At 68.5% G+C, this 26,007-nt stretch carries 23 protein-coding genes and 1 pseudogene; 10 read left to right on the top strand and 14 right to left on the bottom strand.

Going from position 1 to position 26,007, the window contains the following annotated elements:
* Positions 1–2 precede the first annotated feature (2 nt).
* Complete coding sequence (locus tag ACTWPB_RS18360) at positions 3–1,349, bottom strand: amino acid deaminase (RefSeq protein WP_446221832.1); 1,347 nt, start codon at positions 1,347–1,349, stop codon at positions 3–5.
* A 105-nt stretch (positions 1,350–1,454) separates the two neighbouring features.
* On the opposite strand from ACTWPB_RS18360, the gene ACTWPB_RS18355 reads away from it, so the two are divergent.
* The 4 genes and pseudogenes from ACTWPB_RS18355 (at position 1,455) to ACTWPB_RS18340 (ending at position 3,918) form a co-directional block, all read left to right on the top strand.
* Positions 1,455–2,477: a sugar kinase gene (locus ACTWPB_RS18355; protein WP_446221831.1), complete on the top strand. Its 1,023-nt coding sequence runs from the start codon at positions 1,455–1,457 to the stop codon at positions 2,475–2,477.
* On the top strand, positions 2,474–3,244 hold the full coding sequence (locus ACTWPB_RS18350; protein WP_446221830.1) for an IclR family transcriptional regulator: 771 nt from the start codon (positions 2,474–2,476) through the stop codon (positions 3,242–3,244). The genes ACTWPB_RS18355 and ACTWPB_RS18350 overlap by 4 nt, the downstream gene beginning before the upstream one ends.
* Before the next feature lie 5 nt (positions 3,245–3,249).
* Positions 3,250–3,695 (top strand): annotated as a pseudogene (locus ACTWPB_RS18345) (RidA family protein).
* 55 nt (positions 3,696–3,750) lie between these two features.
* Positions 3,751–3,918 carry a hypothetical protein gene (locus ACTWPB_RS18340; protein ID WP_446221829.1) on the top strand — a complete coding sequence of 56 codons (168 nt, stop codon included), beginning with the start codon at positions 3,751–3,753 and terminating at the stop codon, positions 3,916–3,918.
* Positions 3,919–3,921: 3 nt separating this feature from the next.
* On the opposite strand, the gene ppc is transcribed toward ACTWPB_RS18340, so the two are convergent.
* The 3 genes from ppc to ACTWPB_RS18325 form a co-directional block, all read right to left on the bottom strand.
* On the bottom strand, positions 3,922–6,693 hold the full coding sequence (ppc, locus tag ACTWPB_RS18335; protein ID WP_446221828.1) for a phosphoenolpyruvate carboxylase: 2,772 nt from the start codon (positions 6,691–6,693) through the stop codon (positions 3,922–3,924).
* 90 nt (positions 6,694–6,783) lie between these two features.
* Positions 6,784–7,341, bottom strand: a complete 558-nt coding sequence (locus ACTWPB_RS18330) for a sugar O-acetyltransferase (protein ID WP_446221827.1) — start codon at positions 7,339–7,341, stop codon at positions 6,784–6,786.
* A gap of 54 nt (positions 7,342–7,395) precedes the next feature.
* Positions 7,396–8,463 (bottom strand): ABC transporter substrate-binding protein, encoded by a 1,068-nt coding sequence (locus ACTWPB_RS18325; protein ID WP_446221826.1) that lies wholly within the window; start codon positions 8,461–8,463, stop codon positions 7,396–7,398.
* Between the two features lie 83 nt (positions 8,464–8,546).
* On the opposite strand from ACTWPB_RS18325, the gene ACTWPB_RS18320 reads away from it, so the two are divergent.
* The 5 genes from ACTWPB_RS18320 to ACTWPB_RS18300 all read left to right on the top strand — a co-directional run bounded on the left by ACTWPB_RS18320 (position 8,547) and on the right by ACTWPB_RS18300 (position 13,583).
* On the top strand, positions 8,547–9,578 hold the full coding sequence (locus ACTWPB_RS18320) for a FecCD family ABC transporter permease (RefSeq protein ID WP_446221825.1): 1,032 nt from the start codon (positions 8,547–8,549) through the stop codon (positions 9,576–9,578).
* The gene (locus ACTWPB_RS18315) at positions 9,575–10,657 is read left to right on the top strand and encodes a FecCD family ABC transporter permease (RefSeq protein ID WP_446221824.1); all 1,083 of its coding nucleotides are present in this window, start codon (positions 9,575–9,577) and stop codon (positions 10,655–10,657) included. Before ACTWPB_RS18320 ends, ACTWPB_RS18315 begins: the two co-directional genes overlap by 4 nt.
* A complete protein-coding gene (locus tag ACTWPB_RS18310) occupies positions 10,657–11,463 on the top strand; it encodes an ABC transporter ATP-binding protein (protein ID WP_446221823.1) in 807 nt (268 codons plus the stop codon). The genes ACTWPB_RS18315 and ACTWPB_RS18310 overlap by 1 nt, the downstream gene beginning before the upstream one ends.
* A 16-nt stretch (positions 11,464–11,479) precedes the next feature.
* Entirely contained in the window at positions 11,480–12,121 is a 642-nt protein-coding gene (locus tag ACTWPB_RS18305; protein ID WP_446221822.1) for a TetR/AcrR family transcriptional regulator, read from the top strand.
* 79 nt (positions 12,122–12,200) lie between these two features.
* The gene (locus ACTWPB_RS18300; RefSeq protein WP_446221821.1) at positions 12,201–13,583 is read left to right on the top strand and encodes a lipase family protein; all 1,383 of its coding nucleotides are present in this window, start codon (positions 12,201–12,203) and stop codon (positions 13,581–13,583) included.
* A gap of 35 nt (positions 13,584–13,618) precedes the next feature.
* On the opposite strand, the gene ACTWPB_RS18295 is transcribed toward ACTWPB_RS18300, so the two are convergent.
* The 9 genes from ACTWPB_RS18295 to ACTWPB_RS18255 form a co-directional block, all read right to left on the bottom strand.
* Positions 13,619–14,185, bottom strand: a complete 567-nt coding sequence (locus tag ACTWPB_RS18295; protein ID WP_446226404.1) for a GTP-binding protein — start codon at positions 14,183–14,185, stop codon at positions 13,619–13,621.
* A 37-nt stretch (positions 14,186–14,222) separates the two neighbouring features.
* Positions 14,223–14,663 carry a DUF742 domain-containing protein gene (locus tag ACTWPB_RS18290; protein WP_446221820.1) on the bottom strand — a complete coding sequence of 147 codons (441 nt, stop codon included), beginning with the start codon at positions 14,661–14,663 and terminating at the stop codon, positions 14,223–14,225.
* Positions 14,660–15,088 (bottom strand): roadblock/LC7 domain-containing protein, encoded by a 429-nt coding sequence (locus ACTWPB_RS18285; RefSeq protein WP_446221819.1) that lies wholly within the window; start codon positions 15,086–15,088, stop codon positions 14,660–14,662. Before ACTWPB_RS18285 ends, ACTWPB_RS18290 begins: the two co-directional genes overlap by 4 nt.
* A 28-nt stretch (positions 15,089–15,116) precedes the next feature.
* Positions 15,117–17,999, bottom strand: coding sequence for a nitrate- and nitrite sensing domain-containing protein (locus tag ACTWPB_RS18280; protein ID WP_446221818.1), 2,883 nt, complete (start codon positions 17,997–17,999; stop codon positions 15,117–15,119).
* Positions 18,000–18,378: 379 nt separating this feature from the next.
* Positions 18,379–19,404, bottom strand: coding sequence for a hypothetical protein (locus ACTWPB_RS18275; protein ID WP_446221817.1), 1,026 nt, complete (start codon positions 19,402–19,404; stop codon positions 18,379–18,381).
* A 49-nt stretch (positions 19,405–19,453) separates the two neighbouring features.
* Positions 19,454–19,954, bottom strand: a complete 501-nt coding sequence (locus ACTWPB_RS18270; RefSeq protein WP_446221816.1) for a PspA/IM30 family protein — start codon at positions 19,952–19,954, stop codon at positions 19,454–19,456.
* A 40-nt stretch (positions 19,955–19,994) separates the two neighbouring features.
* A complete protein-coding gene (locus tag ACTWPB_RS18265; protein WP_446226403.1) occupies positions 19,995–20,750 on the bottom strand; it encodes an alpha/beta hydrolase in 756 nt (251 codons plus the stop codon).
* Positions 20,750–22,234, bottom strand: a complete 1,485-nt coding sequence (locus ACTWPB_RS18260; RefSeq protein WP_446226402.1) for a TerD family protein — start codon at positions 22,232–22,234, stop codon at positions 20,750–20,752. The genes ACTWPB_RS18265 and ACTWPB_RS18260 overlap by 1 nt, the downstream gene beginning before the upstream one ends.
* A 52-nt stretch (positions 22,235–22,286) precedes the next feature.
* Positions 22,287–22,787 carry a MarR family winged helix-turn-helix transcriptional regulator gene (locus ACTWPB_RS18255; RefSeq protein WP_446221815.1) on the bottom strand — a complete coding sequence of 167 codons (501 nt, stop codon included), beginning with the start codon at positions 22,785–22,787 and terminating at the stop codon, positions 22,287–22,289.
* 86 nt (positions 22,788–22,873) lie between these two features.
* Between ACTWPB_RS18255 and ACTWPB_RS18250 the strand changes: the two genes are divergently transcribed.
* On the top strand, positions 22,874–23,425 hold the full coding sequence (locus ACTWPB_RS18250; RefSeq protein ID WP_446221814.1) for a hypothetical protein: 552 nt from the start codon (positions 22,874–22,876) through the stop codon (positions 23,423–23,425).
* A gap of 65 nt (positions 23,426–23,490) precedes the next feature.
* Here ACTWPB_RS18250 and pheT read toward each other — a convergent pair whose 3' ends face one another.
* The gene (gene pheT, locus ACTWPB_RS18245; protein WP_446221813.1) at positions 23,491–25,992 is read right to left on the bottom strand and encodes a phenylalanine--tRNA ligase subunit beta; all 2,502 of its coding nucleotides are present in this window, start codon (positions 25,990–25,992) and stop codon (positions 23,491–23,493) included.
* Positions 25,993–26,007: the final 15 nt, after the last annotated feature.

Here is a 26,007-nt window from a genome sequence, read left to right as displayed (position 1 = left end):
CGTCAGAAGTAGGTGCGGATCAGGTCGACCACGCGCGGGTGGGGCGCGTCGGCGCTGTCGATCACCGGGATGCGGCGCCACTTGTCGAACGCGGTGCAGGGGTGGGAGAGGCCGAGGCGCACGATGGAACCGACCGGCAGATCGTCGGAATCGGCACCGGGCAACCGCAGGAAGGTGTGCTGATCGTTGAGCGCGGTGACCATCGCGTTCGGCGGGAGGGTGCCGCCGATCACCTGCTGGGCCACCGGCAGTCCTTCGTCGAAGGGGAAATCCCGTTTGCCGCCGTCGAGCAGGGCCAGTTCCGGTTCGGGTCGCGAGACCACCCGGGCCCAGCCGTGCATGGCCGAACGAAGGCCTGGTTCCTCGGCGGGCGCGGTGAGCGGGGAGATTCCCGCGTAGAAGCCGTCGTCGTGGACGAGGTAGGCGCCGCTGCGCAGGACCACGGTGGTCGGCACGCCGCGCACACCCCGGGGATCGGCAAGTCCGGCGAGTTCGCCGACCACGAGTTCGGGGTAGGCGCTGCCGCCCGCGGTGACGACCGCCGGACCCGAATAGGCGCCCGCCGCAACGAGTTCGGAGTGCAACGAGGCCAGTTCGCCCAGATAGCCGCGCACCGCGGCGACACCCTCGGCGCTGCGATCGTGAGCCAGCGCGCCCTCGTAGCCCGCGACACCGGCCAGGCTCAGCCGCTCACTCGCACCGATGGCGGCGGCGACCGCGTGCGCTTCGCGACGGGTGCGGGCACCGGTCCGGCCGTGCGGTCCACCCAGTTCGACGAGCACCCGCACGCGCGGACCCGCGGCGGTATCGCGCAGGATCTTGTCCATCAGTTCGACGGTGGCGACGCCGTCTGCCCAGCAGTAGAGCTCGAAGCCGGCGTCCCGCGCAGATTCCGCTGCGGCCCAAGCCAATCCGACCGGGTCAGCCAGGGTATTGGCGAGCATGATCCGGCCGAGACCGAACGAGCGCGCGAGCTGCGCCTGCCACGCGGTGGCCAGGGTGATCCCCCACGACCCGGCCACGAGCTGCTCGCGCCACAGTTGCGGCGCCATCGTCGTCTTACCGTGCGGGGCGAGGGCGACACCTGCCGCGGCGGTCCACTCGGCCATGAGGTCGCGGTTCGTGTCGAGCCTGCCACGGTCGAGAGTGAGCAACGGCGTCTGCCACTGATCCAGACGCGGTGCGCCGGCGAGGTATTCGCGCACGGTGCTCCCCCACGCCGCGGGCGGCGCGCTCTTGTCACAGGGTCCGAGCAACTCGCCGGCGAGGGCGTCCACGACGTCGTTGTCGATGATCACAGCGTCCCCTTTCTCTTCGACCGAAACCTGCGTGGCGGCTCGATCAGTCATATCGAACAAGCATTGCATATGTTGCAACGATGGTTGCGCTGAATGTGGCCGCTCGTTATTGTGCATCTCCAGGACAGTGACCGCAAGCACGAAAGGGCGAACAAGGTGACCCAGGCAACAACCGTTCAGCCCAGGGCGGTCACCGTCGGCGAGGGGCTGGCCGTGCTGATCGCGGGCCCGGGACCCCTGGAACAATCCGTGCGGTTCGATCGCGGCGCGGGCGGCACGGAGGCCAACGTGGCCGTGGTGCCGACCCAGCTCGACGTGTCGGCGGCCTGGCTGTCACGGGTCGGCGACGACGGATTCGAGCGATACCCGGTCGCCGAACTCAGCGCTCGAGGGGTGGATGTCGCGGCAGTCGCCATCGATCCCACGCGGCCCACCGGCCTGTACGTCAAGGAACGTGGGGCGGGCTCCGGCGCGGCCAACGACCTGGATGCCGACGCCAGCCGCATGCACTGCTACCGCACGGGTTCGGCCGCCAGCGCGCTGTCACCTGCTGACCTCGTGGCCGGGGCACCCCCGCTCGACGGTGCCGATCTCGTGCACTTCACCGGCATCACCCCGGCACTGTCGGAGTCGGCGACCGCGCGCACCCGCACACTGCTGGCCCGGCCTCGGCGCGGGCTGGTCAGCTTCGACCTGAATTACCGTCCGGCAGTGTGGGGTTCGCGCGTCGACGAGGCCGCCGGCGAACTCGACGCGCACCTTCGTGGCGCCGACGTCGTGTTTCTCGGCGCCGACGAGGCCGAGGAGATCTTCGGCACCGGCGACCCGGCCGCCTTGCGCGCGTTGTTCCCCGAACCCGCCCAGCTGATCGTCAAGAACGACAAGCACACCGTCACCGGCTTCGAGGGTGAGTTCTCGATCGAGGTGCCCGCGCTGACGCTGGAGATCACCGAACGGATCGGTGCCGGTGACGGTTTCGCCGGCGGCTACCTCGCCGCCCTGCTGCACGGCGCAGATCTGCGCACGCGCCTGCGGTGCGCCGCGGCAGTGCTGACCGCCACCGGCGATTCGGCGAAACTGCCACCGCCGGAAGATATTCAGCGCCTCGCGCTACTCCCTGACGATATCTGGGCCATGCTGGGTTACCCCGCGGCACTGGATGAAACGATCAGCCGATGAGTCAAAGCGTGTCGCGGGCCCTGTCCATTCTCATCGCCCTCGGCGAGAGCTCGCGGTCCCTCGACGAGCTGGCTGTCCGGCTCGGCGTCCACAAGTCGACGGTGCTGCGGCTGCTGCAGACCATGCAGGCCGATCGGTTCGTCGTGCGCGACAACGCGCACCGCTATTCGCTCGGTACCCGGATGTTCGAATTGGCCAGTCGCGCACTGGAGAACCGTGATGTGCGCACCGTCGCCCGCCCGCACCTGAGCGCGCTGGGCGCGGCCACCGGGCAGACCGTGCACCTGGCCGTCTACGAATCCGGCGACGCCGTCTACATCGACAAGGTCGACGCCGAACAGGCGGTGCGGATGTACTCGCGGATCGGCAGGCCCGCACCGCTGCACTGCACCGCGGTCGGCAAGGTGCTCGTGGCTGCGCTGCCACACGACGAATGGCCCACGGTGGCAGCACGATTGGACTACCACCCCTTCACCACCCGCACCCTGCGTACCCCCGAGCAGTATCTGGCCGAATTGACTCTCGTTGCCGCGCAGGGGTTCGCCGAAGACCACGAGGAACACGAGAGCTTCGTCAACTGCATCGGTGTCGGCGTGCGCGACGGGATCGGTGCCGTCGTCGCCGCCGTGTCGGTCTCGGTCCCCGACGTGCTGCTCGACCATGATCAAGTGCTGGCGTTGTTGCCGCAGGTCAGGGCGACGGCCGACGCCATCTCCACCGAACTCGGCTGGGACCCGGGCCGAGACGGCACCGCGAGAAAAGGCTGAACCACATGTCCGGCATGACCGCCGACGCCCCGGCTCCCGCCCACTCCTTCTCCCAGGGCGTGCGCAAGGGCCCGTTCGTCCAGGTGTCGGGTCAGGGCCGGGTGGATCCCGAGACCACCGAGTACCTGCATCAGGGCGATGTCGCCGCGTAGACCACCCGCACCCTGTTGAACGTCAAGGCGATCATCGACGCCTCCGGCGCCACCTTCGACGATGTGCTGATGCTGCGCGTCTACCTCACCGAGCGCGAGGATTTCGCGATCATGAACCAGGCGTGCGGCGAACTCGTCACCAAGCACACCAGCAACGGCGTGCTGCCCTCGCGCACCACCGTCTTCACGGCCCGCCGCGCGCGGAGATGCTGGTCGAGATCGACGCGATCGCCGTCGTAACCGACTGTGCCACCGCGATTCCCATCATGTCGTGGACGCCACCGATGCGTGCGTGTTGAGATGGGGCGGCCCCCGCACGGGGGTGTTCACCCAGTCCTACCCGAGGATCAGCCTATGTTCGCCAAGATCGCCCGCCCGCTCGCCGTTGCCGCCCTCGCCCTGTCCGTGACCGCGATCGGTGCCGGAACCGCTACGGCCGCCCCCGCGCAGCCGGTCGTCGGCTCGGTGTCGATCTGCACCGGCATCCCGGTCGGCCCGTTCACCATCAGCGTCTGCCTCTGAGCGTTAGCCCGAATTGCGCAGCGCGGTGGCGAGGCCGTTCATGGTGAGCAGGATGCCCCGCTTCACCAGTTCGGAATCGTCACCGCCGCGTAGCCGGGCCAGCAGGTCGACCTGGAGCTGGTTCAGCGGCTCCAGGTAGGGGAAGCGGTTGTGGATGGACTCGGCCAGCGAGGGGTTGTCGCTGAGGAGTTCGGCGTGGCCGGTGACCGCCAGGTACATGCGGATGGTGCGGGCGTGTTCGTCGGCGATCATGGCGAAGATGTCGGCGCGCAGGGTTGCGTCGGTGACGAGCTCGGCGTAGCGGGCCGCGATGTCGAGGTCGCTCTTGGCCATCACCTGGGCCAGATTCGACAGCACGGTGTTGAAGAACGGCCAGCGCTGGTAAAGGTCGGTGAGACGCGCGAGGCGGGCAGGATCGTTACCGACCCAGTCTTCGAGCGCGGTGCCGGTGCCGTACCAACCGGGCAGCATGACCCTGGCCTGGCTCCAGGCCATCACCCAGGGGATGGCGCGCAGGTCCGAGACCGAATTGGTGGGTTTGCGAGAGGCGGGACGGCTGCCGATATTGAGGTCGCCGACCTCGGCGACCGGCGTGGATTCACGGAAGTACTCGACGAAGCCCGGGGTGTCGTGCACCAGAGTCGCGTAGGCGGCACGAGCGCGGGCGGCGAGGTCGTCGAGCAGTTCGTAGGCCGGTTCGGCGTCGTCGCCGAGGCCCTCCACATCCAGTAGCGTCGATTCGAGCGTGCCCGCGATCAGCGATTCCAGATTGCGATGTGCCGCACCGGATTCGGAGTACTTCGCGGCGATCACCTCGCCCTGCTCGGTCAGCCGCAGCGATCCCCGCACCACGCCCGCGGGTTGGGCCAGGATGGCGTCGTAGCTGCGGCCGCCGCCGCGACCGACGGTACCGCCGCGACCGTGGAACAGCCGCAACCGGATTCCCGATTTCCCGGCCACCTCCACCAGGTCCAGTTCCGCGCGGTAGAGCGCCCAGTTCGCGGCGAGGTAGCCACCGTCCTTGTTGGAATCGGAGTAGCCGAGCATCACTTCTTGGCGCATACCCGCCGCCGCGACCAACTCGCGATAGACCGCAACCTCCAGCACCGCGGCCAGAGTCGACGCACCGGCGCTCAGGTCCTCGATGGTTTCGAACAGCGGGACGATGCCGACGGGGCAGCTCGGCGCGGTGTCGGCGGTGCCCGGATCGAGAATGCCTGTTTCCTTCAACAGCAATGCCGCTTCGAGCATGTCACTGACCGAGGTGCACATGCTGATGATGTAGTTCGGGATGGCGGCGGCACCGAAGGTGTCGATGACCGCTTTGGCGGCGCGCAATACCCCGAGCTCCTTGGTGGCGAGCTCGCTCAGCTGCGCGTTCGGCCCGAGAAGTGGTCGGCGCGTGAGCAATTCGGCGGCGAGCAGTTCCACCCGCCCGGCTTCGGACAGGCTCGGATAGTCGACGTACACACCGGACCAAGCCAGCAGTTCGGTGACGACCTGTTCGTGCACCTCGGAGTTCTGGCGCAGATCGAGACCCTGGAGGTGGAAGCCGAAGGTTTCGATGGCGTGGCGCAGGGCGGCGAGGCGGTCGTCGGCGAGCAGCCCGTCGCCACTGGCGCGCAGGGATTCGTCGATCGCGTCGAGGTCGTCGAGGACGGATTGGGGCGTCGGATACGGGGCGGCACCGGCATCGAGGCCCTGCTCGGGCAGTGCACCGAGTGCCAGCTCGGCGGTGGCACTGAGACGGCCCCGAATCGCGTGCAGCGCACGACGATACGGTTCGTCGGCGAACAGGCCGGGGTCGGGATAACCCGCGGCCGCGAGCTCTGCGACCGGCGAAGTCACCTGCACCAGGCGCGCCGATAGCGACAGGGTCTTCTCGAGTTCGACCAACTCGTCCAGGTACCGGCCGAAGGCATAGGCGGCGGCTTGTCCGGCTGCCGTGTGCACGACTTCCGCTGTGACGAAAGGGTTTCCGTCGCGGTCACCGCCGATCCACGAGCCGGGGCGCAGGATCGGGCGTGGCAGAAGATCTTCGGAGGGCCAGCGCGTCCGCAGCGCCGCGCGCACCTGCGCGTTGATCGCGGGGATCACGTCGTAGAGAGTCAGGTCGTAGTAGCGCAGGCCGACGGAGATCTCGTCCTGGATCCGCAAGCGCGCCAACCGGATCAGCGCCGTGCGCCACAGGGTGAGCACTTCGCGCCGGATCCGCAGTTCGGATTCGTCGAGGCCGGGCTCGCCGGGTTCGAGCCGGCGGCGCAGGCGCATGAGTTCGGTGATCTTGGACTGCACGTCGAAGACGGTGCGCCTGCGGGTTTCGGTCGGGTGCGCCGTGATCACCGGCGAGACGAGCGCGTCGGTGAGCAGGTCGGCCACCATCGCACCGTCGAGCCCTGCCGCGTCGAGTTTGCCGTAGGTGGCGGCCAGCGAGGAATCCTGCGGCGGCTCACCCGCCGCCACGTGCGCGGCGCGCCGCCGGTCACGCTGGATGTCCTCGGCCAGATTGGCCAGCAGCACGAAATAGCTGAATGCCCGGATCAGCGGGATCGCGACCTCGGTGGGAGTGCCGTCGAGCATATCGGCGACGGCGCTGCGCTCGACCTCCTCGCGGCGCACCCGGAACGCCTCGATGCGAACGCGCTCGATCAGGTCGAACACCTCGGGACCTTCATGGTCACGGATGGTGTCGCCCAGGATGCCGCCGAGGAACCGGATGTCGGAGCGCAGCGGCCGGGTGGCTTCGGGTTCCCTCTCGATTCGCGATTCGCCCATGGTCAGACAGTATTGCCACGGACTCCCCGACGCGACCCGACACCGCACCCGCCCCGCATGTCGCGCGCAGCCGTGGTGGTGTCGGCGCACCTAGAGCTGCCTGATCACCCGCGCCGGATTACCCGCCGCGAAGACCCGATCCGGCAGGTCGCGGGTGACCACGCTGCCCGCGCCGACCACCACATCGTCGCCGATGGTCACGCCGGGGCACACGATCACCCCGCCGCCGAACCAGGCATTGTTCCCGATCCGGATCGGGGCCGCGGATTCCCAGCGCTGCCTGCGCTTTTCGTGCTCCTCCATCGGATGCAGCGCGGTGAGCAGCTGACAGCGCGGCCCGATCGAACAGTCGTCCCCGATGGTGATCGGCGCACAGTCGAGCAGAATCGCGTCGTAGTTGAGGAAGCTGTTGGCCCCGATCTCGATCAGGTACCCGTAGTCACACTGGAACCGCGGCATGATCCACGAGCCCTCCCCCAGCGTGCCGAGGAGATCGCCCAGCAACTCGGTGCGCCGCCCGGTCGCCTCCGGCCCGGTCCGATTGAACTCGTCGCACAACCGTTGCGCCCGCTGCCGTTCGGCCACGAGTTCTGGATCGTTGTCTCGATACAGCTCCCCGGCCAGCATCCGCTGCTTCTGTTCGCCCACCCCGCCGAGTGTAGGGGCGGGCGAACAGTGCACCGCGTGATGTTTTCGGGTCGGCTACTTCGCCGGGTCGACCTCGAAGGTCTCGGCGATGTCGTCGAGCACCTGGTGCGCGCCGGTGAGACCGACCGAGGTCAGCCAGACCAGGTCGTCGACCGGAGTGATCTTGCCCCGCAGCTGATTCCACAGCGGGTTGGCCTCGGCGGCCGCCTTGCGCTGGGTGGCGGCGTCCTCGCCGTTGCTGGTGAGGAAGACATAGTCGGCGTCGGCGTCGAGCAGACGCTCGGGGCTCAGCGTGATCGAGAAGTCGTTCTTCGGGTCGGCGGACTTGTCGGGCTGGTTCAGGCCGGTGTCGGCGAAGATGTCACCGATGAAGCTGACCCGCTGCATCAGCCGGTCTTCCTTGGGCAGGAAGCGCAGCAGCGACACAGTGGGCGCGTTGCCACCGTTCTTCGCCTTGATCGCCGCGCCGATCTTGGCGGCACGGTCCTGGTACGCCGCGAGCTTGGCCGTGGCGAGGTTCTCCTTGTCGATCGCCTTGGCGAGGAGCAGGAGATTTTCCTTCCAGGTGGCGCCGGTGGTCTGGCTGAACACGACCGGCACGGTGCCCGAACCGAGCTTGATGCCCTTGAACTGCTCGTACTGCTTCTCGTGGCGAATCTTCGCCGACACGATCAGATCCGGTCGGGCACCGGCCAGCTTCTCGATATCGGGGGTCTGCAGGTTACCGATATTCACCGCTCGACCGGCGCAGGTCTCGGCAGCCGCGCCGAGGAACGCGGGCAACTTCTCGCCCATGGTCTGGTACGTCGTGTACGCGACCACTTCGGTGTTCAGCACCAGGGCGGCGTCGACGAAGGTCTGATCCAGCGCCGCGACCCGGACCGGTCGGGTGGTGATGGTGGCGGGGTCGACCACCGTGCCGACATTCGTGCCCGCTTTGTCCTTGACCGCGCCGGCCTCGATGGTGCGCGGGTAGGCGCCGCCGTCGAGGTTGCTCGCGGTATCGCAATCGCTGCCTGCGGCGCCGGTGGTTGCCCGGTCCTGGCCGCACGCGGACAGACTCAGGACGGCCGCGGCGACTACCGCGGCGGCGGCGAGCCTGCGGCTCAGTGGGGTGTTCATCGACGTCTCCCGGTTGGTTCAGAGTTTCTCAGGGTTGCTAACCTAGCGAAGCCTTACCTAATTACCAACTATGAAGAGGGATAGTGACCGCATCGCCGCCCGGAGCCGTGTTCGCCAACACGCGGTCTCGCCGGTTGCTACTGATCGCAGGACTGTTGGCCGCGGTGCTCGCGGCCGTTCTGCTCAGCTTGGCCGTCGGATCCAAATTCATTGCTCCCCTTGATGTTCTGGATGCGCTCGGCGGCACGACCGACACCGAGAACGGCGCCATCGTCAACGGCCTTCGCCTGCCACGCACCCTGCTGGGGATCCTCGCCGGCCTCGCGCTCGGCATCGCGGGCGCGGTGATCCAGGGTCACACCAGAAACCCACTGGCCGACCCGGCGCTGCTGGGCATCACCCAGGGCGCGGCGCTCGGCATCGTCTTGGCGGTGATGATCGGCGGCATCTCGAGCCTGTTCGGTTACGTGTGGTTCGGCTTCGCCGGGGCGCTGATCGCCACCGTCACCGTGTTCGTCATCGGCGCGACGGGCCGCGGCGGACCGACCCCGGTGACCCTCGCCTTGGCGGGTGCCGCTGTCAGCTACCTGTTGCAGGGCCTGATCTCGGCGGTGGTGCTGTTCGGCACCGACGTCACCGACATCTACCGCTTCTGGAAGGCCGGGTCGCTGGTCGGGTCCAACCTCGATCTGCTCGGCAAGGCCACACCGTTCGTCGTCGCCGGGATCGTCCTCGCCCTGGCCAACACCTCCGCGCTCAACGCGCTGGGCCTCGGCGAGGACACCGCCCGCGCACTCGGCCATCGCGTCTTCCTGGCCCGCACCGTCGGCATCGCCTCGATCGTGCTGCTGACCGGCGCGGTCGTGGCGATCGCCGGGCCGCTCGGCTTCGTCGGGCTCGTCGTTCCGCACCTGGCGCGCGGTATCACCGGGCCCGACTACCGCTGGCTCGTGCCCGTCGCCGGGCTGCTCGGCGTGGTCATGGTGCTGGTCGCCGACATCGCGGGTCGGCTGGTCCTGGACAAGGGTGAGCTGCCCGCGGGCATCATGCTCGCCTTCGTCGGCGTCCCGTTCTTCATCGTGCTGGTCCGCCGCCGCAAGCTGGTGACCATATGAGTACCGTCCGGGCGGTCCGGCTGGGACCGGTGTCGTGGCAACTGCGACTTCGCACGACCGCCGTCCTGCTGATCGGCGTCGGGATACTCGGCGCCGCGAGTTGCGTCGCCCTGGCGCTGGGCACCTACACGATGCCCGACGGCGGTCCGGTCACGCCGTGGGATGTGCTCGCGGTGCTCACCGGTGGCGGCGACGAGGGCCTCGCCTACGTGGTGTGGGATCTGCGGCTGCCCCGGATTCTCACCGGCGCGCTGGTCGGCGCGGCGCTGGCGTTGTCCGGCGCGATCACTCAGGGGATCGCCCGTAACCCCTTGTCCAGTCCCGATATTCTCGGCGTCACCGCGGGTTCGAGCGTCGCGGCGGTCGCGGTGATCGCCCTGTCCGGCAGCCGTGGCCAGATCAGCGGCGTCGCCGCCGAGATCGGGGTGCCCGTCGCGTCCATGCTCGGCGGATTGCTCGCCGCACTCGGCGTTTTCTTCCTGGCCTGGCGCGGTGGCATCGAAGGTTATCGGCTCGTCCTCGTCGGTCTCGGCGCAGGTTCACTGCTCTCCAGCGTGACCTTCTGGCTGCTCAGCGTCGGCGAAGTCGATATCGCGACACGGGCGGTGACCTGGCTGACCGGCAGCCTCAACGGCAGTAGCTGGATCCAGGTGACACCGGTGGCCATCGCCCTCGCGCTCCTGGTGCCGGTGGTACTGGCGGGAACCCACCTGCTCGGCGCACTGCATTTCGGCGACGACACCGCCCGCTCGCTCGGTGTGCGGCTCAACGCCGCCCGCCTGACCCTGCTGGTGCTGGCCGTGCTGCTGGCCGGGGTCGCCACCGCCTCGGCGGGGGCCATCATCTTCATCGCGCTCGCCGTACCCCAGGTGGCGCTGCGGCTCACCGGGTCGGCGCAGCCACCGCTGCTGACCTCGGCGCTGCTCGGCGCGGCCTTCACCGTCACCGCCGATCTCGTCGCCCGCACGCTGCTGCCCGCGGGCGAGCTCCCCGTCGGAGTGATCACCGCCGTACTCGGCGCGCCCTATCTGATCTATCTGTTGATGCGGCGCAATCGTGCCGGGAAAGCGGGCGTGTGATGACCGTTCGGCTGCAAGCCAGCGACGTGACCCTCGGCTACGGGCCGACGACTGTCGTCGACGGTCTGAACCTCGACATCACCGGCGGCACCGTCACCGCGGTGATCGGACCCAACGGTTGCGGCAAATCCACGCTCCTGCGCGCGATGGCCCGGCTGATGCGCCCGGCCGGTGGTCATGTCCACCTGGACGGCAAACGGATCGACCGTATGTCGACCAAGGAAGTGGCGCGCGTGCTCGGCATCCTGCCCCAATCACCGCTCGCCCCGGAAGGTCTCACCGTCGCCGACCTGGTCGCCCGCGGCAGACACCCGCACCAGCGCTGGTACCGCCAGTGGTCCGCCGACGACGAATCCGCCATCAACGAGGCCCTGACCTGGACCGACATGGTCGAGTTCGCCGATCGCCCGATCGACGAACTATCCGGTGGGCAACGTCAGCGCGCGTGGATCTCGATGGCGCTGGCCCAGGACACCGACCTGCTGCTGCTCGACGAGCCAACCACCTTCCTCGACCTCGCCCACCAGATCGAGGTTCTCGACCTGGTCCGGCGCCTGCACGCCGACGCGGGCCGGACGGTGGTGATGGTGCTGCACGACTTGAATCTCGCTGCGCGCTACGCGCATCGACTGGTCGCCATGCGCGCGGGCCGCGTGGTTGCCGCGGGAACGCCGGCCGAAGTCCTCACCGAGGAAGTGGTGGCGGAGGTCTTCGGCCTGCGCGCGAAGGTGATCGACGATCCGGTCACCGGAACCCCGCTGGTGGTCCCGATCGGACCGGTCGACACCGAGACGCCGAAACCCTGACCAGTAGGGTCGTGGGGTGACATCTGGGCGGACCCGACACAACTACACCGGCACCTCGGTCGCCGAACGACAGGTCGAGCGCCGGGCCTTGTTCATCGACGCGGGACTGACCGTTTTCGCGGAGAGGTCCTACGCCAACAGTTCGCTGACCGATGTGTGCGCGGTCGCGGGCTTGTCGCGTCGGCAGTTCTACGAACAGTTCGCCGGGCGCGAGGAATTGCTCGTCGCGGTGTACGACTCAGTGCAGGACAAGGCCGGGGCGGCGGTGGCCGCGGCGCTGGCGGCGGCGGAATCCGACGATGTCCGCGCGCTCATCGATGCGGCGGTGCGGGCTTACACGACGGCGATCACCGACGACATCCGGTGTGCCAAAGTCGCTTTCGTCGACATCGTCGGGGTGAGCCCCGATATCGAGCAGTATCGGGCGCAGGTCAGGGATCGGTGGGGTGAGGTGGTCACCGCGATCGCGGCTGGGCGCGACGGGGTGCGGATGCCGCCGGGCGGCTGGCGGGTGCCGATGGCGGCGTTCATCGGCGCAGTGAACGGTGCCGTGCACCAGTGGAGCCTGGACGACCCGCGCCCACCCGTCGACGAGCTGGTCGATGTCTTCTCCACGATCCTGAACAGCCTGATCTCAGCGGTATCTCCGGGCAGCTGATTGCGATCTACGCCACACCCGTGTCATAGTAGCCGCTATTGAGACGAAGGCGTCTCAATTCATGTGAGGACTGTGCGCGATGAGATCTTCCTTCGTTCGGCGATGGCTTGCCATCGCCACCGGCTTGCTCACGGCGGCAACGGTGTTGACGGCCGGAACGGTCGCGGCCGAGCCGTCGGCCACACCCCCGCCGGTGATTCCGCTGCCGCCCGAATGGGATCCGGGCTTCTATCTGCCGCCCGCCGACGTGGTGGCGGCGACGCAGCCGGGTGCGATCATCGCGGTCCGGCAGGTACGGGTCGCCGATTTCGGACTCCTGCCGATCGATGTCGACGCCTGGCAGGTGTCCTATCGCTCCAACAACAGCCGTGACGAGGCGATCCCCGCAGTCGCCACCCTGATCAAGCCGCGCGGACAGGCACCGTCGCCGCGCAAGCTGCTTTCGGTGCAGCTGGCCGAGGACTCGACCGCGGGCTACTGCGCGCCGTCCTATGCGCTGCAACACCTTTCGGTGGCCGCGGTAGCCGGTCAGATCGTCGTGCCCGCCGAATTCCTGTTCGCGCAAGCGGCGCTGTCGCAGGGCTGGGCCGTGGTCATCCCGGACCATCAGGGTCCGAATTCGGCCTACGCGGCCGGACCGTTGGCGGGCCGGATCACCCTCGACGGCATTCGCGCGGCGACCAGCTTCGCCCCGCTCGAGGCGGGACCGGCCGCGCCGGTGGGGCTCTACGGCTACTCCGGCGGTTCTATCGCGACCGGGCATGCCGCAGAACTGCACAAGACCTACGCACCTGAACTGAACATCGTGGGCGCGGCCGAAGGTGGTGTCGGCGCCGATCTCGGCGCCGCGCTGAGCATGGCGAACAACCAGCTCACCTCGGGTCTCGTGTTCGCCGCGGTTCTCGGCCTCACCCGCGAGTACCCCGATTTCGCGGCCTATCTCGATCAGCGGCTCGACCCGCTCGGCAAGGCGCTGTTCGCCATCAAATCGCCGCTGTGCGTGCAGTATCAGTCGGCCATGCTGCCGTTCCTGAATCTGACCGGCATGATCGGCTCCGACGGGAACCCACTCGATGATCCGCCGGTCGCGGCCATGCTCGACAACACCCGCATGGGCAAGTCCGTCCCCGATATGCCGTTGTTCGTCTGGCATTCCGCGTGGGACGAGATCCTTCCCCTCGCCGCCACCGACACCCTCGTCGACACCTACTGCCGCGACCCCGCCACCTCGCTCACCTACACCCGCGATCACGCCAGCGAACACATCATCGCCGAAGTCGTCGGCGGCCCCGCGGCTCTGCTGTGGCTGCGTGACCGGCTCGACGGCGTTCCCGCCACCCCCGGCTGCACCATCAGCGACGCGGGCACGATGGGCGCCACCCCAGGCGCGCTCGACTTCCTTGGCGAATCGCTCGCCGCGAAGTTCGCCACGCTCTTCGGCACCCCACTCGGCGCTCGCTGAGAGTTCGCGGCCGCGGCATGACCGATTCGGACCCCTCAGCTCACCTCCCGGTGACGCGGTTGAACTCGGTGGAGAAGGACCTGTTCCAAGAGGGCGACGAGGACATCGCGCACCGAATCGCGGTCGCGGGCATCGCAGTCCAGCACCGGAATCCAGTCGTCAAGACCGAGAGCTTCGCGGACTTCGCCCAGGTCGAAGCGGGTGGCGTCGGCGAAGCGGTTGACCACCACAACGAAGGGCGTGTGGTGCTCTTCGAAGTAGTCAAGGACCGGGTAGCAGTCCTCTACCCGGCCGGTGTCGACGACGATGACCGCGCCGAGGGCGCCGTCGACCAGGTCGTCCCACAGGAACACGAAGCGGTCCTGGCCGGGGGTGCCGAAGAGGTAGAGGATCAGGGATTGGTCGAGGGTGATGCGGCCGAAGTCCAAAGCCACTGTGGTCGCGGTCTTCTCGGCGCGGCGACCGGGGTCGTCGATGCCGATGGAGACCTCGGTCATCGAGGCTTCGGTGACCAGGGGCTCGATTTCGGAGATGGCGCCGATGAAGGTGGTCTTGCCGACGCCGAAGCCGCCGCTGACCACGATCTTCACCGAGGACGGCATAGCCGGTGCGGTGGTGCGGAATTCGGAGCTGCGGAGTTCAGAGTGCGCGGACAAGGTCGCGGATCCTCTCGATGGCGGCGGTCGACAATTCCGGCGCGTCACGGACGGTCACATGCCCCGCCGCCGCCAGATCGCTGACGATCACCTTGGCGATGCCGATCGGAACCCGCAGGGCGGCACCGATTTCGGCGATGGAGTGCGGTGTCCGGCACAGCTGGACAACGGTGCGCTCCTCGAAGCGCAGCGGAGCCGACAGCGCGGACGGCGGTGCCTGGACGAGGGTTTCGATGCGCAGGCCGTCCAGCACCGGGACGGTGCGGCCCGCGGTGAGCACGAACGGGCGAACGAAGCGGTCGTCGACATCGTCGTGATCGGTGGGGGTCACCGGCACCGACCCGACGAGCTCACGCCAGCCCGTCGGCTGGTTCATCGGGATCATGCGCGGGTCGGGCAACCGCGGGAGATCGGGATCTCTCATCTGCGCAACGACTCTCGCAGTTCGCTGATCAGCAGCGGGTCGAGCAGTGATCCGGCGCGCTCGGCGAGGACGGCCATCTCGTAGCCGACCAGGCCGACATCGCAGCCACCGTCGGCGATCACGCCGAGGCAGCTGCCGTCGCCCAGTGCCGACACCAGCAGGAAGCCGCGTTTCATCTCGATCATGATCAGCTCGAGACCGTCGAAATCGTAGCTGCGCGAGGCGCTGCGGGCGAGGCTGGACAGACCCGACACCATCGCGGCGAGCCGGTCGGCGCCGGTGCGGTCGAGGCCGTCCGACATCGCGATCAGCAGCCCGTCGGAGGAGACGGCGACGGTGTCGCGCACGCCGTCGGTGTTTCGGACGAAGTTGCCGAGCAGCCAGTTGAAGGTGTGTGGATCGGCGGTCGGTAGGTGGGTGGTCACCGGGTCTCCTGGGGTCTGGTCCGATCGGTCAGCGAGTGGGATCGATTGGGGTGGAGGATGATTCGGCCGCGCCGCCACGTTCGTGACCGGTGCGGAACGAGGCGAGCATGGTGCGGGTCCGGTCGGGGGTTCGTTCGACGACAGGCGGCCGGTCCTGCCGGTCGGCCGGATCACGGCGGGTTCGCTCCGGTGCGCCGGTGATCTTGGCGCGCTTGCTGCGTTTGACCAGACCGTTGCGGGTGCGTTCGACGGCCGGGGCACCGATGGACTCCACGGCGGGTAGCTCACGCGGTTGCGATACCGGCGAGCCGTTGTGGCCTCGGGCCACTGCCTCGGAGCGTTCCGGGGCTACCGCGCCGAAGTGGTCTGCGCCGTTGCGCGGTGGGTGCACGGAATCGGGTGTGCTGCTGAGGAACTGCGCGTAGACGGAGCCGCTGGATGAGTGGTTCGCCGATACCTGACCGCTGCCGTTGGCGTCGGTGTTGCCGCTGCCGTTGGCGCTCCTGCTCGGTCCGGATTCCATGTTGCGGCTGTGCCGGGACCGACCGCTGGTGTCGGTCGGCTGCGCGGTGCCGATGCCGTGGATGGCGTGGGAAGAGTCGTCGGAAGTCTCGACCGGGCGACCGTCGGCCCACTCTGAACCTGCTGCCCCGGTCGGGATCCCGTGCTGTCGCGGCGTCACCGAGCCGACCGTGGCGCCATTGCGCGCAGACCCCATCGAGTAGCACGCAGCATCGCCGCGCCCGGCGATCGCCGCGCCGAGGACGGTGCTGTTGTCCGCGGCGGCGACCGCACCGTTGCGTGGCGGCGTCGCCTCGGAAACCCCGGCAGCACTGGATGAATGCGTGTCCGCGACGACGGAGGTGGCGTTGCGCCCCAGCGCCGCGAGGTCAGCCGATGCCCGGCTTGCGCCCTCCACGGAGCCTCGGGCGGCTCCGTTTCTCGAATCCGCAGTCTGGCCGGCCTTTTCGTCGGCGAGCAGGGACGGCGGGAGGAGCAGGCGGGCGACGATGCCGCTGACCGGTGAGGTGTTGAGTTCCACGTCGATGCCGAGGCGACCTGCCAGCCGTCCGACCACGTAGTGGCCGAGGTAGCGGGTGGAGGCGACGATGAAGTCCTGCTCGCCGCGCAGCCTGGCGTTGGCTTCGGCGAGTTGCTCGGCGGGCATACCGACGCCGTGGTCGACAACGGCGAGCAGGTAGCCGCCGGCGACCTTGCGGCCGTACACCTCGACCTCGAGATCGGGCGGCGAGAAGGCCAGCCCGTTCTCGATGAGTTCGGCCAGAATATGGGCCAGTTCACTGACCACGGCGCCGGTCACGGCGATGTCGTCGATCCGGCGCAGCACCACCCGGCGGTAGTCGTCGACCTCGGACAACCCGGCCCGGATCACGTCGGTGAGCGCGATCGGTTCGGCCCACCGACGCGGGCTGGCCTCGCCGACCAGCACCAGCAGGCTTTCGGCATTGCGCCGCATACGGGTGGCCAGGTGGTCGAGTTCGAACAGGTTCGACAGTGCCTTCGGGTCGAGTTCCTCGCGTTCGAATTCGCTGATCAATCCCAGCTGACGCCGCACCAGGTTCTGATTGCGGCGGGCCAGATTCGCCATCGATTCCGTGGTGTTGCGCCGCACCAGCGCCTGTTCGGAGGCGAGGTCGAATGCGGTGGTCTGCACACGATCCAAAGCTCCTGCGACAGCGGCGATCTCGATGCTCGCACCGCGCGGTGTACGGACCGGTGCGGGCGGATCGGGTTGGGCGTCGGCGGCACTGCGCCAGGCGGCGATCACCTCGGGCAGTCGCGTGGAGGCGACGTCGTCGGCCTCGGTGGCCAGTCGGGCCAGCGGGCGGACGATGGCCCTGATGCTGGCGAAGACCAGCGCGACTTCGGCGGCGATCGCCAGCAGCGCGGCCAGGGCGAATCCGGCCAGAATCAGCGCGGCGTCGCGGCGAAGTTTCTCGGCCCGCGCGCCGATGTCATCACCGATGACCTGCTGCACGGTGCGCTGTTCGTCGATGACCGCGGTCATCTGCGCCCACCAGACGGCCGGGTCGACCGGCTGGATCAGCGGTCCCAGCGTCGAGGCGATCGCGATGTTCTCCGATTCGGTTGCCCGCGTGGCGTTCTCACTGGCCAGCACCGCGTCCAGGCGCGCCTGCTGGGCGGGGGTCGCGTCGTGGCCGAACGCGGTGAGCGCGGCATTGCGGGCGGCGCGGATGTCGAGGAACTGCACGTACTCCCCCGACGCGAATTCCCCGGCGGCGAAGACGCCGTTGAGGAAGCCGCGCTCGCGGGCCGCGAACTCCTTCGCGTCACCGAGGGCGTAGAGCGCTTGCAGACCGTGCCGGACCGCCGGATCGCGCGCCTGGTCGAGACCGAGCGAGAGGCGGTTGAGCGCGTCGATGCCGTCGGTATAGAACTGGAACGCCGCCTGCCGGGTGACATTGCGATTGTCGACCTGCGAGCGGATCGCGGGCATCCCCGCCAGATGACCCAGCGCCGAACGCACCTCCCCCGCACCGGGTGGGTCGCCCGCGATGGTAGTCACCAGGACGCGCAGGGCCGCGTCGGTGCCCGCGCGCTGGTCGGTGACGGGCTGGCGCAGGCGTTGATCACCGCCGAGCAAGCCGTTGCTCAGACCGCGCTCGCGCTGCACCTGCTGCACGAGGTCCTGCGCGGCCAGCGCGACCGCCACAGCGTCCACGGTCTCACCGCTGCGGCGGTAGGCGCTGACCTGTGTCGACATGGTCAGCCCCAGCAACGCGAGCACCAAAATCAGCGACACCGCCAAGATCCGGGCGAGCTGGCCGGAAATGGTGCGCGGCCGGATCAGCCCGGCGCCGGCCACCTGTCCTCTAGCGCCGTCGTCCGATCGGGTTCCGGTCGGGTTCGGCCGGGAACGTGCACGCACACCTGCTCCTTTGCAATGCCACCGCAACGTAATTCGCGATGGCTCACGGAAAGTCAGGTGCAAACTTGCACTCCGCGCACTGCGCGGTCAATGCGGAACGGTGTAAAGCAGCATTTCGTGCGCTGATCTAAACATGCCGGAAATGCAGCCGGGTGTGTGTAGCCGAATGCTCACAGCCGGACCGGCGGCGAGTTGGCCGACCGGTTCACTGCCGGATACATACTGGTCAGTATAGAACGTGACACGCAACACAGGTGGTGCAAACAATCAGCAGCCGCACCTCGAATGGTCTGCATCACTATCAGCCGCGATGATGGTGCGCACACCGAGAAACAAAGGTGTATCAATCAATTCGCGCTACAGAACGCTATTCGCGGAATTACTCGCCGCCGAGAATTCCTAGCACCTGATCCGAGTAGAAGAACGGCTCGAGCCGTTCCCTGATCAGCCCGGCAAGCACACCGTTGCGCTTGGCCGACTCGATGACGGCCGGGCCGTAGCGCAGGATCTCGGCACTGATGTCGTCGGCGTCGAGGCCGAGCTCGGGCAGCATCGCCGAGAGCGTGTGGTTGCCGTACCTGGCGTAGAACACCGCGACGCACTCGTGCACGAGCAGGCCGAAGTACTCCTTCTCCCTGGTGGTCACCGCGATCTCGTAGCAGATCTGAACCAGCTCGTTGAGGTCCTTCTGGGTGAGGTATTCGCGCAGGCCCGCGACGGGTTCGTCGGCGTGCAGGTCCCAGAATTCCATCGCCGCCGAGTGCACCGGGGCGTCGCGCAGCATGTCGCGGATCGCGTTGTTGGTGCGCTTGAGCGCGAACAGCGCGCCCTTGCCCGCGAGATCACCGACGAAGGTGCTGTCGGCCGCGACCTTCTTGGCCCGGTTGGCCGCGGACTGACCCAGCGACATCAGCGAGGAGACGCCCGGAATCTTCTCGGCGCGTTCACGATTGGCAGCCATGAAGTCGCCGATCAGCTTGTCGACGAAACGCGAGGCCACGGTAGCGACGAGCGGGCTCTCGGTGAGCCGGTCCAGGATCCGCTCCTGGGCCTGATGCATGCCGAAGATCTTCTCCAGCAACGCTTCCACCGGTTCGCGGTCGACGACGTCGCCGAGGGTGTATTCGGTGTTCGACGCGATGTGGTCGTAGATGGCATCGGAGAAGATGCCGACGGTATCGGCGATCACGGGGCTACCGCCGATGCGGTCGAACACCGTGGCCACCGTCTGCTCGCCCTGCTCCAGGGAGACCACGTCACCGAACCGAATCGTCTCACCGACGGTCAGCACGGCTGCCACGTCGCGGGCGATCACCTCAGCGAACCGGTCACCGGTCACCTCCGCGAGCAGGAATTCCACCTGTGCGTCGAGCAGTCGGTCGGCGATCTGGCGCGCCTGCGTCATCTTCTGTGTCCACCCATCACGGTCGTTGCTGGAACGGGAGGACGCGTGGCTACTTGTCGCCGGAATCGTTGCCGTGCACCGATTTCCGGATCTGATCCAGACGCGCACGCGCGGCTTTCTCCCGCGCCTCCCATTGTTCGTCGACGCTGCGACCCGCGGGAGTCTGCCGGTCGAGCTCGTCCATTCCCTGCGCGGTGCCGAAACGCTGCTCGACCTTATCCCGAACCGAGTCGAATGTCGGCACTCCCGAAGTGGAATATCCGCCGGTGGCGGTGGGTGCGCCGGTCATCGGTAGCCCGGACGGTACCGGCGGTACCGGCATCGCGCCTCCGACCTGCCCGGATGCGACGGGCACCACATCCGCGTCGATGACATTCGTGTCCAGAGTCACAGGGCCGCCGGTGTCGGCATGACCGGTGTCGGCTGTGGCCAGTGCGGCGGCGACGGCACCGAGCCCGGGGCGTCCGGCGACCGCGGCGCGCAGCACCGAAACCAGCTTGTCGTCGGGCAACGCGGCCAGGCGGCCGAGGAGTTCGCTCGTTTCGCTCATACCGCCAGGCTACGCAAAATCGGCTACCACCAGGTCCCGGCTATCGGTCCGCCCAGTCGGCGATGATCTTCGCCCATTCCGCGCCGAGGGTGTCGATCACATCGTTGTGGCCCGCACCGGGGACCACGATCAGCTGTTTCGGATCCCGCGCCGCCGCGTACAGGCGTTCGGCGTGGCGCAGCGGGAGGAGTTCGTCGCGGTCGCCGTGCATCATCAGCACCGGGACGCGCAGCGTCGCGATGTGCCGCAGGCTCGGGTACGCGTTCGGGATCAGCGGGGCGGGCAGGAACGGGTAGACCGAGCGGGCGGCGGCGCGCATGCCGCTGAACGTCGACATGAGGATCATGCCCGCGGGCGGGTGTTCACTCGCCAGTTCGAGCAACACCCCGCCGCCGAGGGATTTGCCCAGGTAGTAGACCCGATCGGGGTCGACTTCGGGTTGATCGAGCAGAGCCTGGCGGGCGGCTCTGGCGTCGAGGTAAGTGCCCTGTTCGCTCGGGGTGCCCGCGCTGTGGCCGAAGCCGCGGTAGTCGAAGGCGAGCACGTCGAAACCGGCTTCGACCAGCAACGCGATGATCGAGACGCGGTCGCCGATGGTGCCCGCGTTGCCGTGCGCGTAGAGGATGTGGCCGCGTGGCCGCTCGGCGCGCACGAACCAGCCGTGCACGTCGAGGCCGTCGGCGGTGCGCATGGTCAGATCGCGATAATCCAGGCCGAGCGCCGCCGGGGTTTGGGCGAGATGTTTTTCGGGGTGGTAGACCAGCGCGTTGAGCACGCGCGTCGCGGGGTGTCGCATCACTTGCCCCGCCCCGCCTGGAAGCCGAAGTCCCAGTTGTAGAGGCGGGCGATCTCCACCACGCCACCGCCCGGCTGACCGGCGGGCGGGCGAACGAACGCGCCCTCGCGACGCACCACGAACTCGCCGTTGACGTTCTCCAGCGCGAACAACACCGCGTCGCGAGAGTTGTCGGTGCAGCCGTCGAGCGTCATCTCGATGGGCGCGGAATTCACCGTGTTCAGGGTGACAGTGGCGTGCACATTGCGGAAATCGCTGGCACCGTCGTAGATCGAGGCGAACACGAGGATGCGGCGGATGAACTGGGTGTCATCGAGATTGACCGACAGGTTCTCGCCGGTGATGCTGGCGCCGGTGCGGTCGTCCTGGTCGAGGTGGATGAACGGCGGTTCGTAGAGTGCGCCGAAGCGCCGGTCGAGGGCTCGCACGGAACCGATGGCGCCGTTGACCAATTCGAAGAAGCAGCACAGGTCGAGGTCGATGTTCTTGCCGCGGAGTTTGCCGAACAGGCGGCCGGTGGCGGCCATCGAGGTCCAGTTGAGGTTCACGCGCATGACGCCGCCGGTGGCGCCGTGTTTCGTCAGGGAGACCGACGGAGCTTCCTTGGTGAGGGAGACCTTCGCGAGATCGACCGGAGGCGGGGCCATGGGGGGTTGTTGCTGGGGTGGGAAGCCTGCCGCGTGAGGCTGATTCGGGTTGAACGCCTGGCCGGGCGGCGGCGCGTACGGCTGGGCTGGAGAGTTGGACGGCTGCGGCGGCGCGTACGGCTGCGGCGCGGGGGTGAACGGCGGCGGCGCGTAGGGCTGCTGCTGGTTCGACGGGAACGCCGGGGTCGGCGGCATGGGTGGTGGGGTGTGGGGCAGGTTCGGCACAGGTGCGGGGATGAACGGCTGCGTCGGCGGCGCGTACGACTGTTGCTGACCCGGCTGGACCGAGGCGAACGGCGGCGGGGGTGCGGGCGGCGCGGGGGCCTCATCGACGGAGATACCGAAATCGGTGGCGAGCCCGGCCAATCCGCTGTCGTAGCCCTGGCCGACGGCGCGGAACTTCCACGCGCCCTGGCGGCGGTACAGCTCGCCGAGCACGAACGCGGTTTCGGTGGTCGCGCCACTGCTGTCGAAACGCGCGACCTCGGCGCCGTTCGCGGTGTCGATCACCCGGATGTAGAGACCATGGAACTGACCGAAGGTCCCCCCGTCGGCGGACGCGGCGAGCACGATCGTCTCGATCTGCGGCTCGACCTGTCCGAGATTCACCGACAGTGCGTCGACAACGGTGTGCCCCTGCTGCTTTCCTTCGTACCGAACCGCCCCCGAAGGATGCACGGCTTGGTTGTAGAACACGAAGTCGTCATCGGAGCGCACCTTCGCCCCGGCGAGCAACAGCGCGGACGCGTCGGCATCGGGCACACCCTGCCCCGACTGCCAACCCAATTCGACGCGGACCGCGGAGGCAGGCACCGCAACATTGGCGCCTTTGATCATCGACACATCGTCCAACCTATCCCGACCCCCGACCGCACCCAACCGGTCGCCCCTATTCCAGCCGCATGACGGCCGAATTCTCGCGTCGCGCCGGATAGGTGGAACCTTCGCCCGCGATGATGCGCGTGAGGATTTCGCGCAATCGGTCGACCTCGGAATCACCGATCACCTGATCGAGATGCCGATCGAACTGTTCGACCACCCGGAGGCCCGCCTCGACCGCCGACCACCCGCGTTCGGTGAGCCGCACCAGCCGCGCCCGGCCGTCTGCGGGGTCCGGCCCGACCTCGACGTAGCCGCGATCGGCCAGGTGCCGGATCAGCTCCCCCATCGCCTGCTTGGTCATTCCCGCCCGCTCGGCGAGCACGGTGAGGCGGGTGCCCTCGAGGTCGATCACCTGGAACACCGGCGCGTGGGCGGCGCGGATGTCGTCGAACCCGGCGGCGAGCAGACCCGCGTCGAGTTCGGCGGACAGGGTGCGGGCCGCCGCGGACAGCAGATTTCCCAGCGGCGGCGGCCGATCGAGCAAGGGATTAGTCAGGTGCTTGACCAAATTCTTCCGCCTTTCTATGGTTAGTCAAGAACCTTACTAGTTGAGAGGCTGGTGCGATGCGCACAGCGGCGGTGGTTTTCACGAGCGTGGCAGTTCTGATCGAAGTCGCCTGGCTCGCGTTCGGGGACGCGACGATCGGGGCGATCACGATAGGAGCAGCGGCGCTGGTCGCGGTGACGGCCGCGACGCTGGGGCGGGTGCGGGCGCTGGTCATCGCAACCAGGGTGGCGCTGGGTCTGCTGTTGGCGGGTTCGGTCGCGGACCGGTTCGGGATATTCGGCGGCCCGGGCAGCCCCGGGGTGTCGTGGGGGTCCTACGCGGAGTTCCTCGACTACACCCGAACATTGCTCCCGGCGTTCGCCGGTGACGCGGCGCCGATCGCGGCGGCGGTGGCGACGGTCGCGGAAGGTGTGCTCGGCCTCGCGCTGATCTTCGCGGTGCGACCCCGGATCACCGCGGCGGCCACGGCGGCCCTGTTCACGATGTTCGCGGTGGCGATGGCGACCTCGGTCGGGTTCGCCGCGACGGCCGACTACGCGGTGCCGGTCATGATCGGCGGCGCGCTCCTGGTGAGCACAGCGGCCGCACCCGCGTCGCACGGTCGGCGATTCGGGTTCGGCCGACGCGAAATCGCCTGAGCGACAACCACTCACGACGAAGGCCGCCCGGAGGAACCGGACGGCCTTCTGTTGTCGAGCGGGGATCAGCCGCGCAGTTCGGCGCCGACCGCGGTGGTAGCCGAGGCGACGGCGGCGTCGCGGGCGGCGCTGGCTTCGTCTTCGGTGAGGGTGCGGTCGGGGGCGCGGAAGCGCAGGGCGTAGGTGAGGGATTTGCGGCCCTCGCCTGCTTGGGCGCCTTCGTAGACATCGAACAGGGCGATGCTTTCGAGCAGGTCGCCACCACCGGTGCGGAGCGCGGTTTCCACCTGCGCGGCGGGGACGGCCTTCTCGACGCTGATCGACACGTCCTGCAGGACGGCGGGGAACGCCGAGATCGTTGGGGCAGGCAGGGATTCGTCGAGCGGCAGGGCGTCGAGGTCGACTTCCAGCGCGCAGGTGCGCGGCGGCAGACCGGCGCGCTCGAGGACGGCGGGGTGCAGTTCGCCCGCGTGTCCGACGACCACGCCGTCGACGAGCAGCTCCGCGCAGCGACCGGGGTGCCACGGGAGGTAGGCGGCGGACCGCCGTTCGATGACGACACCCGCCGCGTCGGCGATGTCGTCGACCAGCGCGAAGGCGTCGGCGGCATCGGCCGGACGGCCCGGACCCCACGGCCCGCGCGGGTCGTGCTTACCGCTGAGCACCGCGACGACGTGCACCGGCTGGGCGGGCAGCGACGCTTTGAGCTCGGCGATCTGCTCGTCGGTGGGACGACGGTCCACCGGCAGCGCCTCGACCGAGTGGGTCTGCGCACCGGGCCGCACCACCTGGGCGATGCCGTAGATGGTCAGGTCGCGCGCACCGCGAGAGATGTTGCGGGCGGCCACTTCCAGCAGACCCGGCAGCAACGTCGTCGCCAGTTCGGGGCGGTCGCTGTCGAGGGGGTTCAGCACGCGGGTTGTGGTGCGGCGCGGGTCGTCGGCGTCCAGACCCCACACCTCGAACACACCACCGGGCAGGAAGGCAGGCGGCGGCACCTCGACGGCACCGGAGAAGGCCAGTGCCCTGCTCACCGCGCGGCGACGCTGCTGCTGCGCGGTCAACCCGCGGCCACCCGGCGCGGTCGGCAGAATGGACGGGATCAGCTCGAGGCCTTCCAGCCGCAGGACCTCTTCGACCAGGTCGGCGGGCTGCGAAAGGTCGGGGCGCCAGCTCGGCGGAGTCACCAGCAGCTGGGTCTTGCCCGCGTCGTTGACCTCGATATCGACGCCCGCGCCGATCTGGGCGAGCCTGCGCACGGAGGTGCCCGCCGGGTAGGTGACCCCGGCGATGCGGTCGGGCAGGTCGATGTCCATCGCGATCGGCGCCACCGGCGCCAGGGGCACCCTGATGTCGGTGAGCGCGGATTCGATGGTGCCGCCGGTGATGTCGGCGAGCAGGGTCGCGGCGCGGTCGAGCGCGGCGATATTGATCTCGGGATCCACGACACGTTCGTAGCGCTTGCCCGCCTCCGAGGAGAGCTTGTGGCGGCGCGATGTCCGGTACACCCGCAGCGGGTTCCAGACGGCGGCTTCGAGGACCACATCGGTGGTCCCGGCACCGACCTCGGTGCTCGCGCCACCCATGACACCGGCGAGGGAGATCACGCCGGACTCATCGGCGATCACCACGTCCTCGGCGTCGAGGGTGCGCTCGGTGTCGTCGAGGGTGCGCAGGGTCTCGCCCTTGTGCGCCGAGCGAACAACCAAGCCGCCGTGCAGCTTTGCCGCGTCGAAGGCGTGCAGCGGCTGACCGAGTTCGAGCATCACGTAGTTGGTGACGTCGACAGCCGGGGAGATCGGGCGCATGCCCGACAGCATCAGCCTGCGCTGCAACCACAGCGGGCTCACCGCGTTCGGGTTCATCCCGGTGACGCGGCGCGCGCCGAAGCGCGTGCAGTCCGAGTCGTCTTCCAGGCGTACCGGCCAGGCGAGCGCGTCGGCCTCGGACAGCGTGCGCTGGGCGGGGTCGGCGTATTCGAGGTCGAAGCCGCAGGCCAGTTCGCGGGCCAGGCCGCGCACCGAGAAGCAGTAGCCGCGGTCGGGGGTGATGTTGAGTTCGATGATGGTGTCATCGGTGGCGAGCAGCACATTCGCGTCGTCGCCGGGCTGCGCGGATCCGGGCTCGAGCACCAGGATGCCGTCGTGATCTTTGCCGATGCCCAGTTCGGCGACCGAGCAGATCATGCCGTTGGAGGTGTGCCCGTAGGTCTTGCGCGAGGAGATCTTGAACCCGCCGGGCAGCTCACCACCGGGCAGCACGACAACGACGAGGTCGCCGACGGCGAAATTACGTGCGCCGCAGACGATTTCCTGCAGTTCAGGGTTGCCGACGTCGACCTTGCAGAAGCGGATCGGCTTCTTGAACTCGGTCAGCTCGGTGATCTCGGCGACGCGGCCGACGACCAGCGGCTTGTCGATCTCGCCGCCGATCGGCTCGAGCTTGTCGACCTCTTCGACTTCCAAACCCACCCGGACGAAGCCCGCGTCGAGCTCTTCCGCCGACACCGACCACTCGGGGGTGGTGCGCTGCAGGATCTCGGTCAGCCAGGACTGTGCTACTCGCACTTGACGTTTCGCTCT

The sequence above is a fragment of the Nocardia sp. IBHARD005 genome (assembly GCF_052814245.1).
The sequence above is the reverse complement of the archived record's forward strand: the minus strand, read 5'-3'. Positions and strand labels throughout refer to the sequence as shown.

Coding starts and splice junctions, on each gene's coding strand:
- ACTWPB_RS18325 (WP_446221826.1), bottom strand. CDS start 8,463: ATGAACACCCCACTGAGCCGCAGGCTCGCCGCCGCCGCGGTAGTCGCC.
- ACTWPB_RS18350 (WP_446221830.1), top strand. CDS start 2,474: ATGAGTCAAAGCGTGTCGCGGGCCCTGTCCATTCTCATCGCCCTCGGC.
- ACTWPB_RS18310 (WP_446221823.1), top strand. CDS start 10,657: ATGACCGTTCGGCTGCAAGCCAGCGACGTGACCCTCGGCTACGGGCCG.
- ACTWPB_RS18275 (WP_446221817.1), bottom strand. CDS start 19,404: ATGACGCAGGCGCGCCAGATCGCCGACCGACTGCTCGACGCACAGGTG.
- ACTWPB_RS18270 (WP_446221816.1), bottom strand. CDS start 19,954: ATGAGCGAAACGAGCGAACTCCTCGGCCGCCTGGCCGCGTTGCCCGAC.
- ACTWPB_RS18340 (WP_446221829.1), top strand. CDS start 3,751: ATGTTCGCCAAGATCGCCCGCCCGCTCGCCGTTGCCGCCCTCGCCCTG.
- ACTWPB_RS18360 (WP_446221832.1), bottom strand. CDS start 1,349: ATGACTGATCGAGCCGCCACGCAGGTTTCGGTCGAAGAGAAAGGGGAC.
- ACTWPB_RS18265 (WP_446226403.1), bottom strand. CDS start 20,750: ATGCGACACCCCGCGACGCGCGTGCTCAACGCGCTGGTCTACCACCCC.
- ppc (WP_446221828.1), bottom strand. CDS start 6,693: ATGGGCGAATCGCGAATCGAGAGGGAACCCGAAGCCACCCGGCCGCTG.
- ACTWPB_RS18290 (WP_446221820.1), bottom strand. CDS start 14,663: ATGAGAGATCCCGATCTCCCGCGGTTGCCCGACCCGCGCATGATCCCG.
- ACTWPB_RS18260 (WP_446226402.1), bottom strand. CDS start 22,234: ATGATCAAAGGCGCCAATGTTGCGGTGCCTGCCTCCGCGGTCCGCGTC.
- ACTWPB_RS18295 (WP_446226404.1), bottom strand. CDS start 14,185: ATGCCGTCCTCGGTGAAGATCGTGGTCAGCGGCGGCTTCGGCGTCGGC.
- ACTWPB_RS18315 (WP_446221824.1), top strand. CDS start 9,575: ATGAGTACCGTCCGGGCGGTCCGGCTGGGACCGGTGTCGTGGCAACTG.
- ACTWPB_RS18300 (WP_446221821.1), top strand. CDS start 12,201: ATGAGATCTTCCTTCGTTCGGCGATGGCTTGCCATCGCCACCGGCTTG.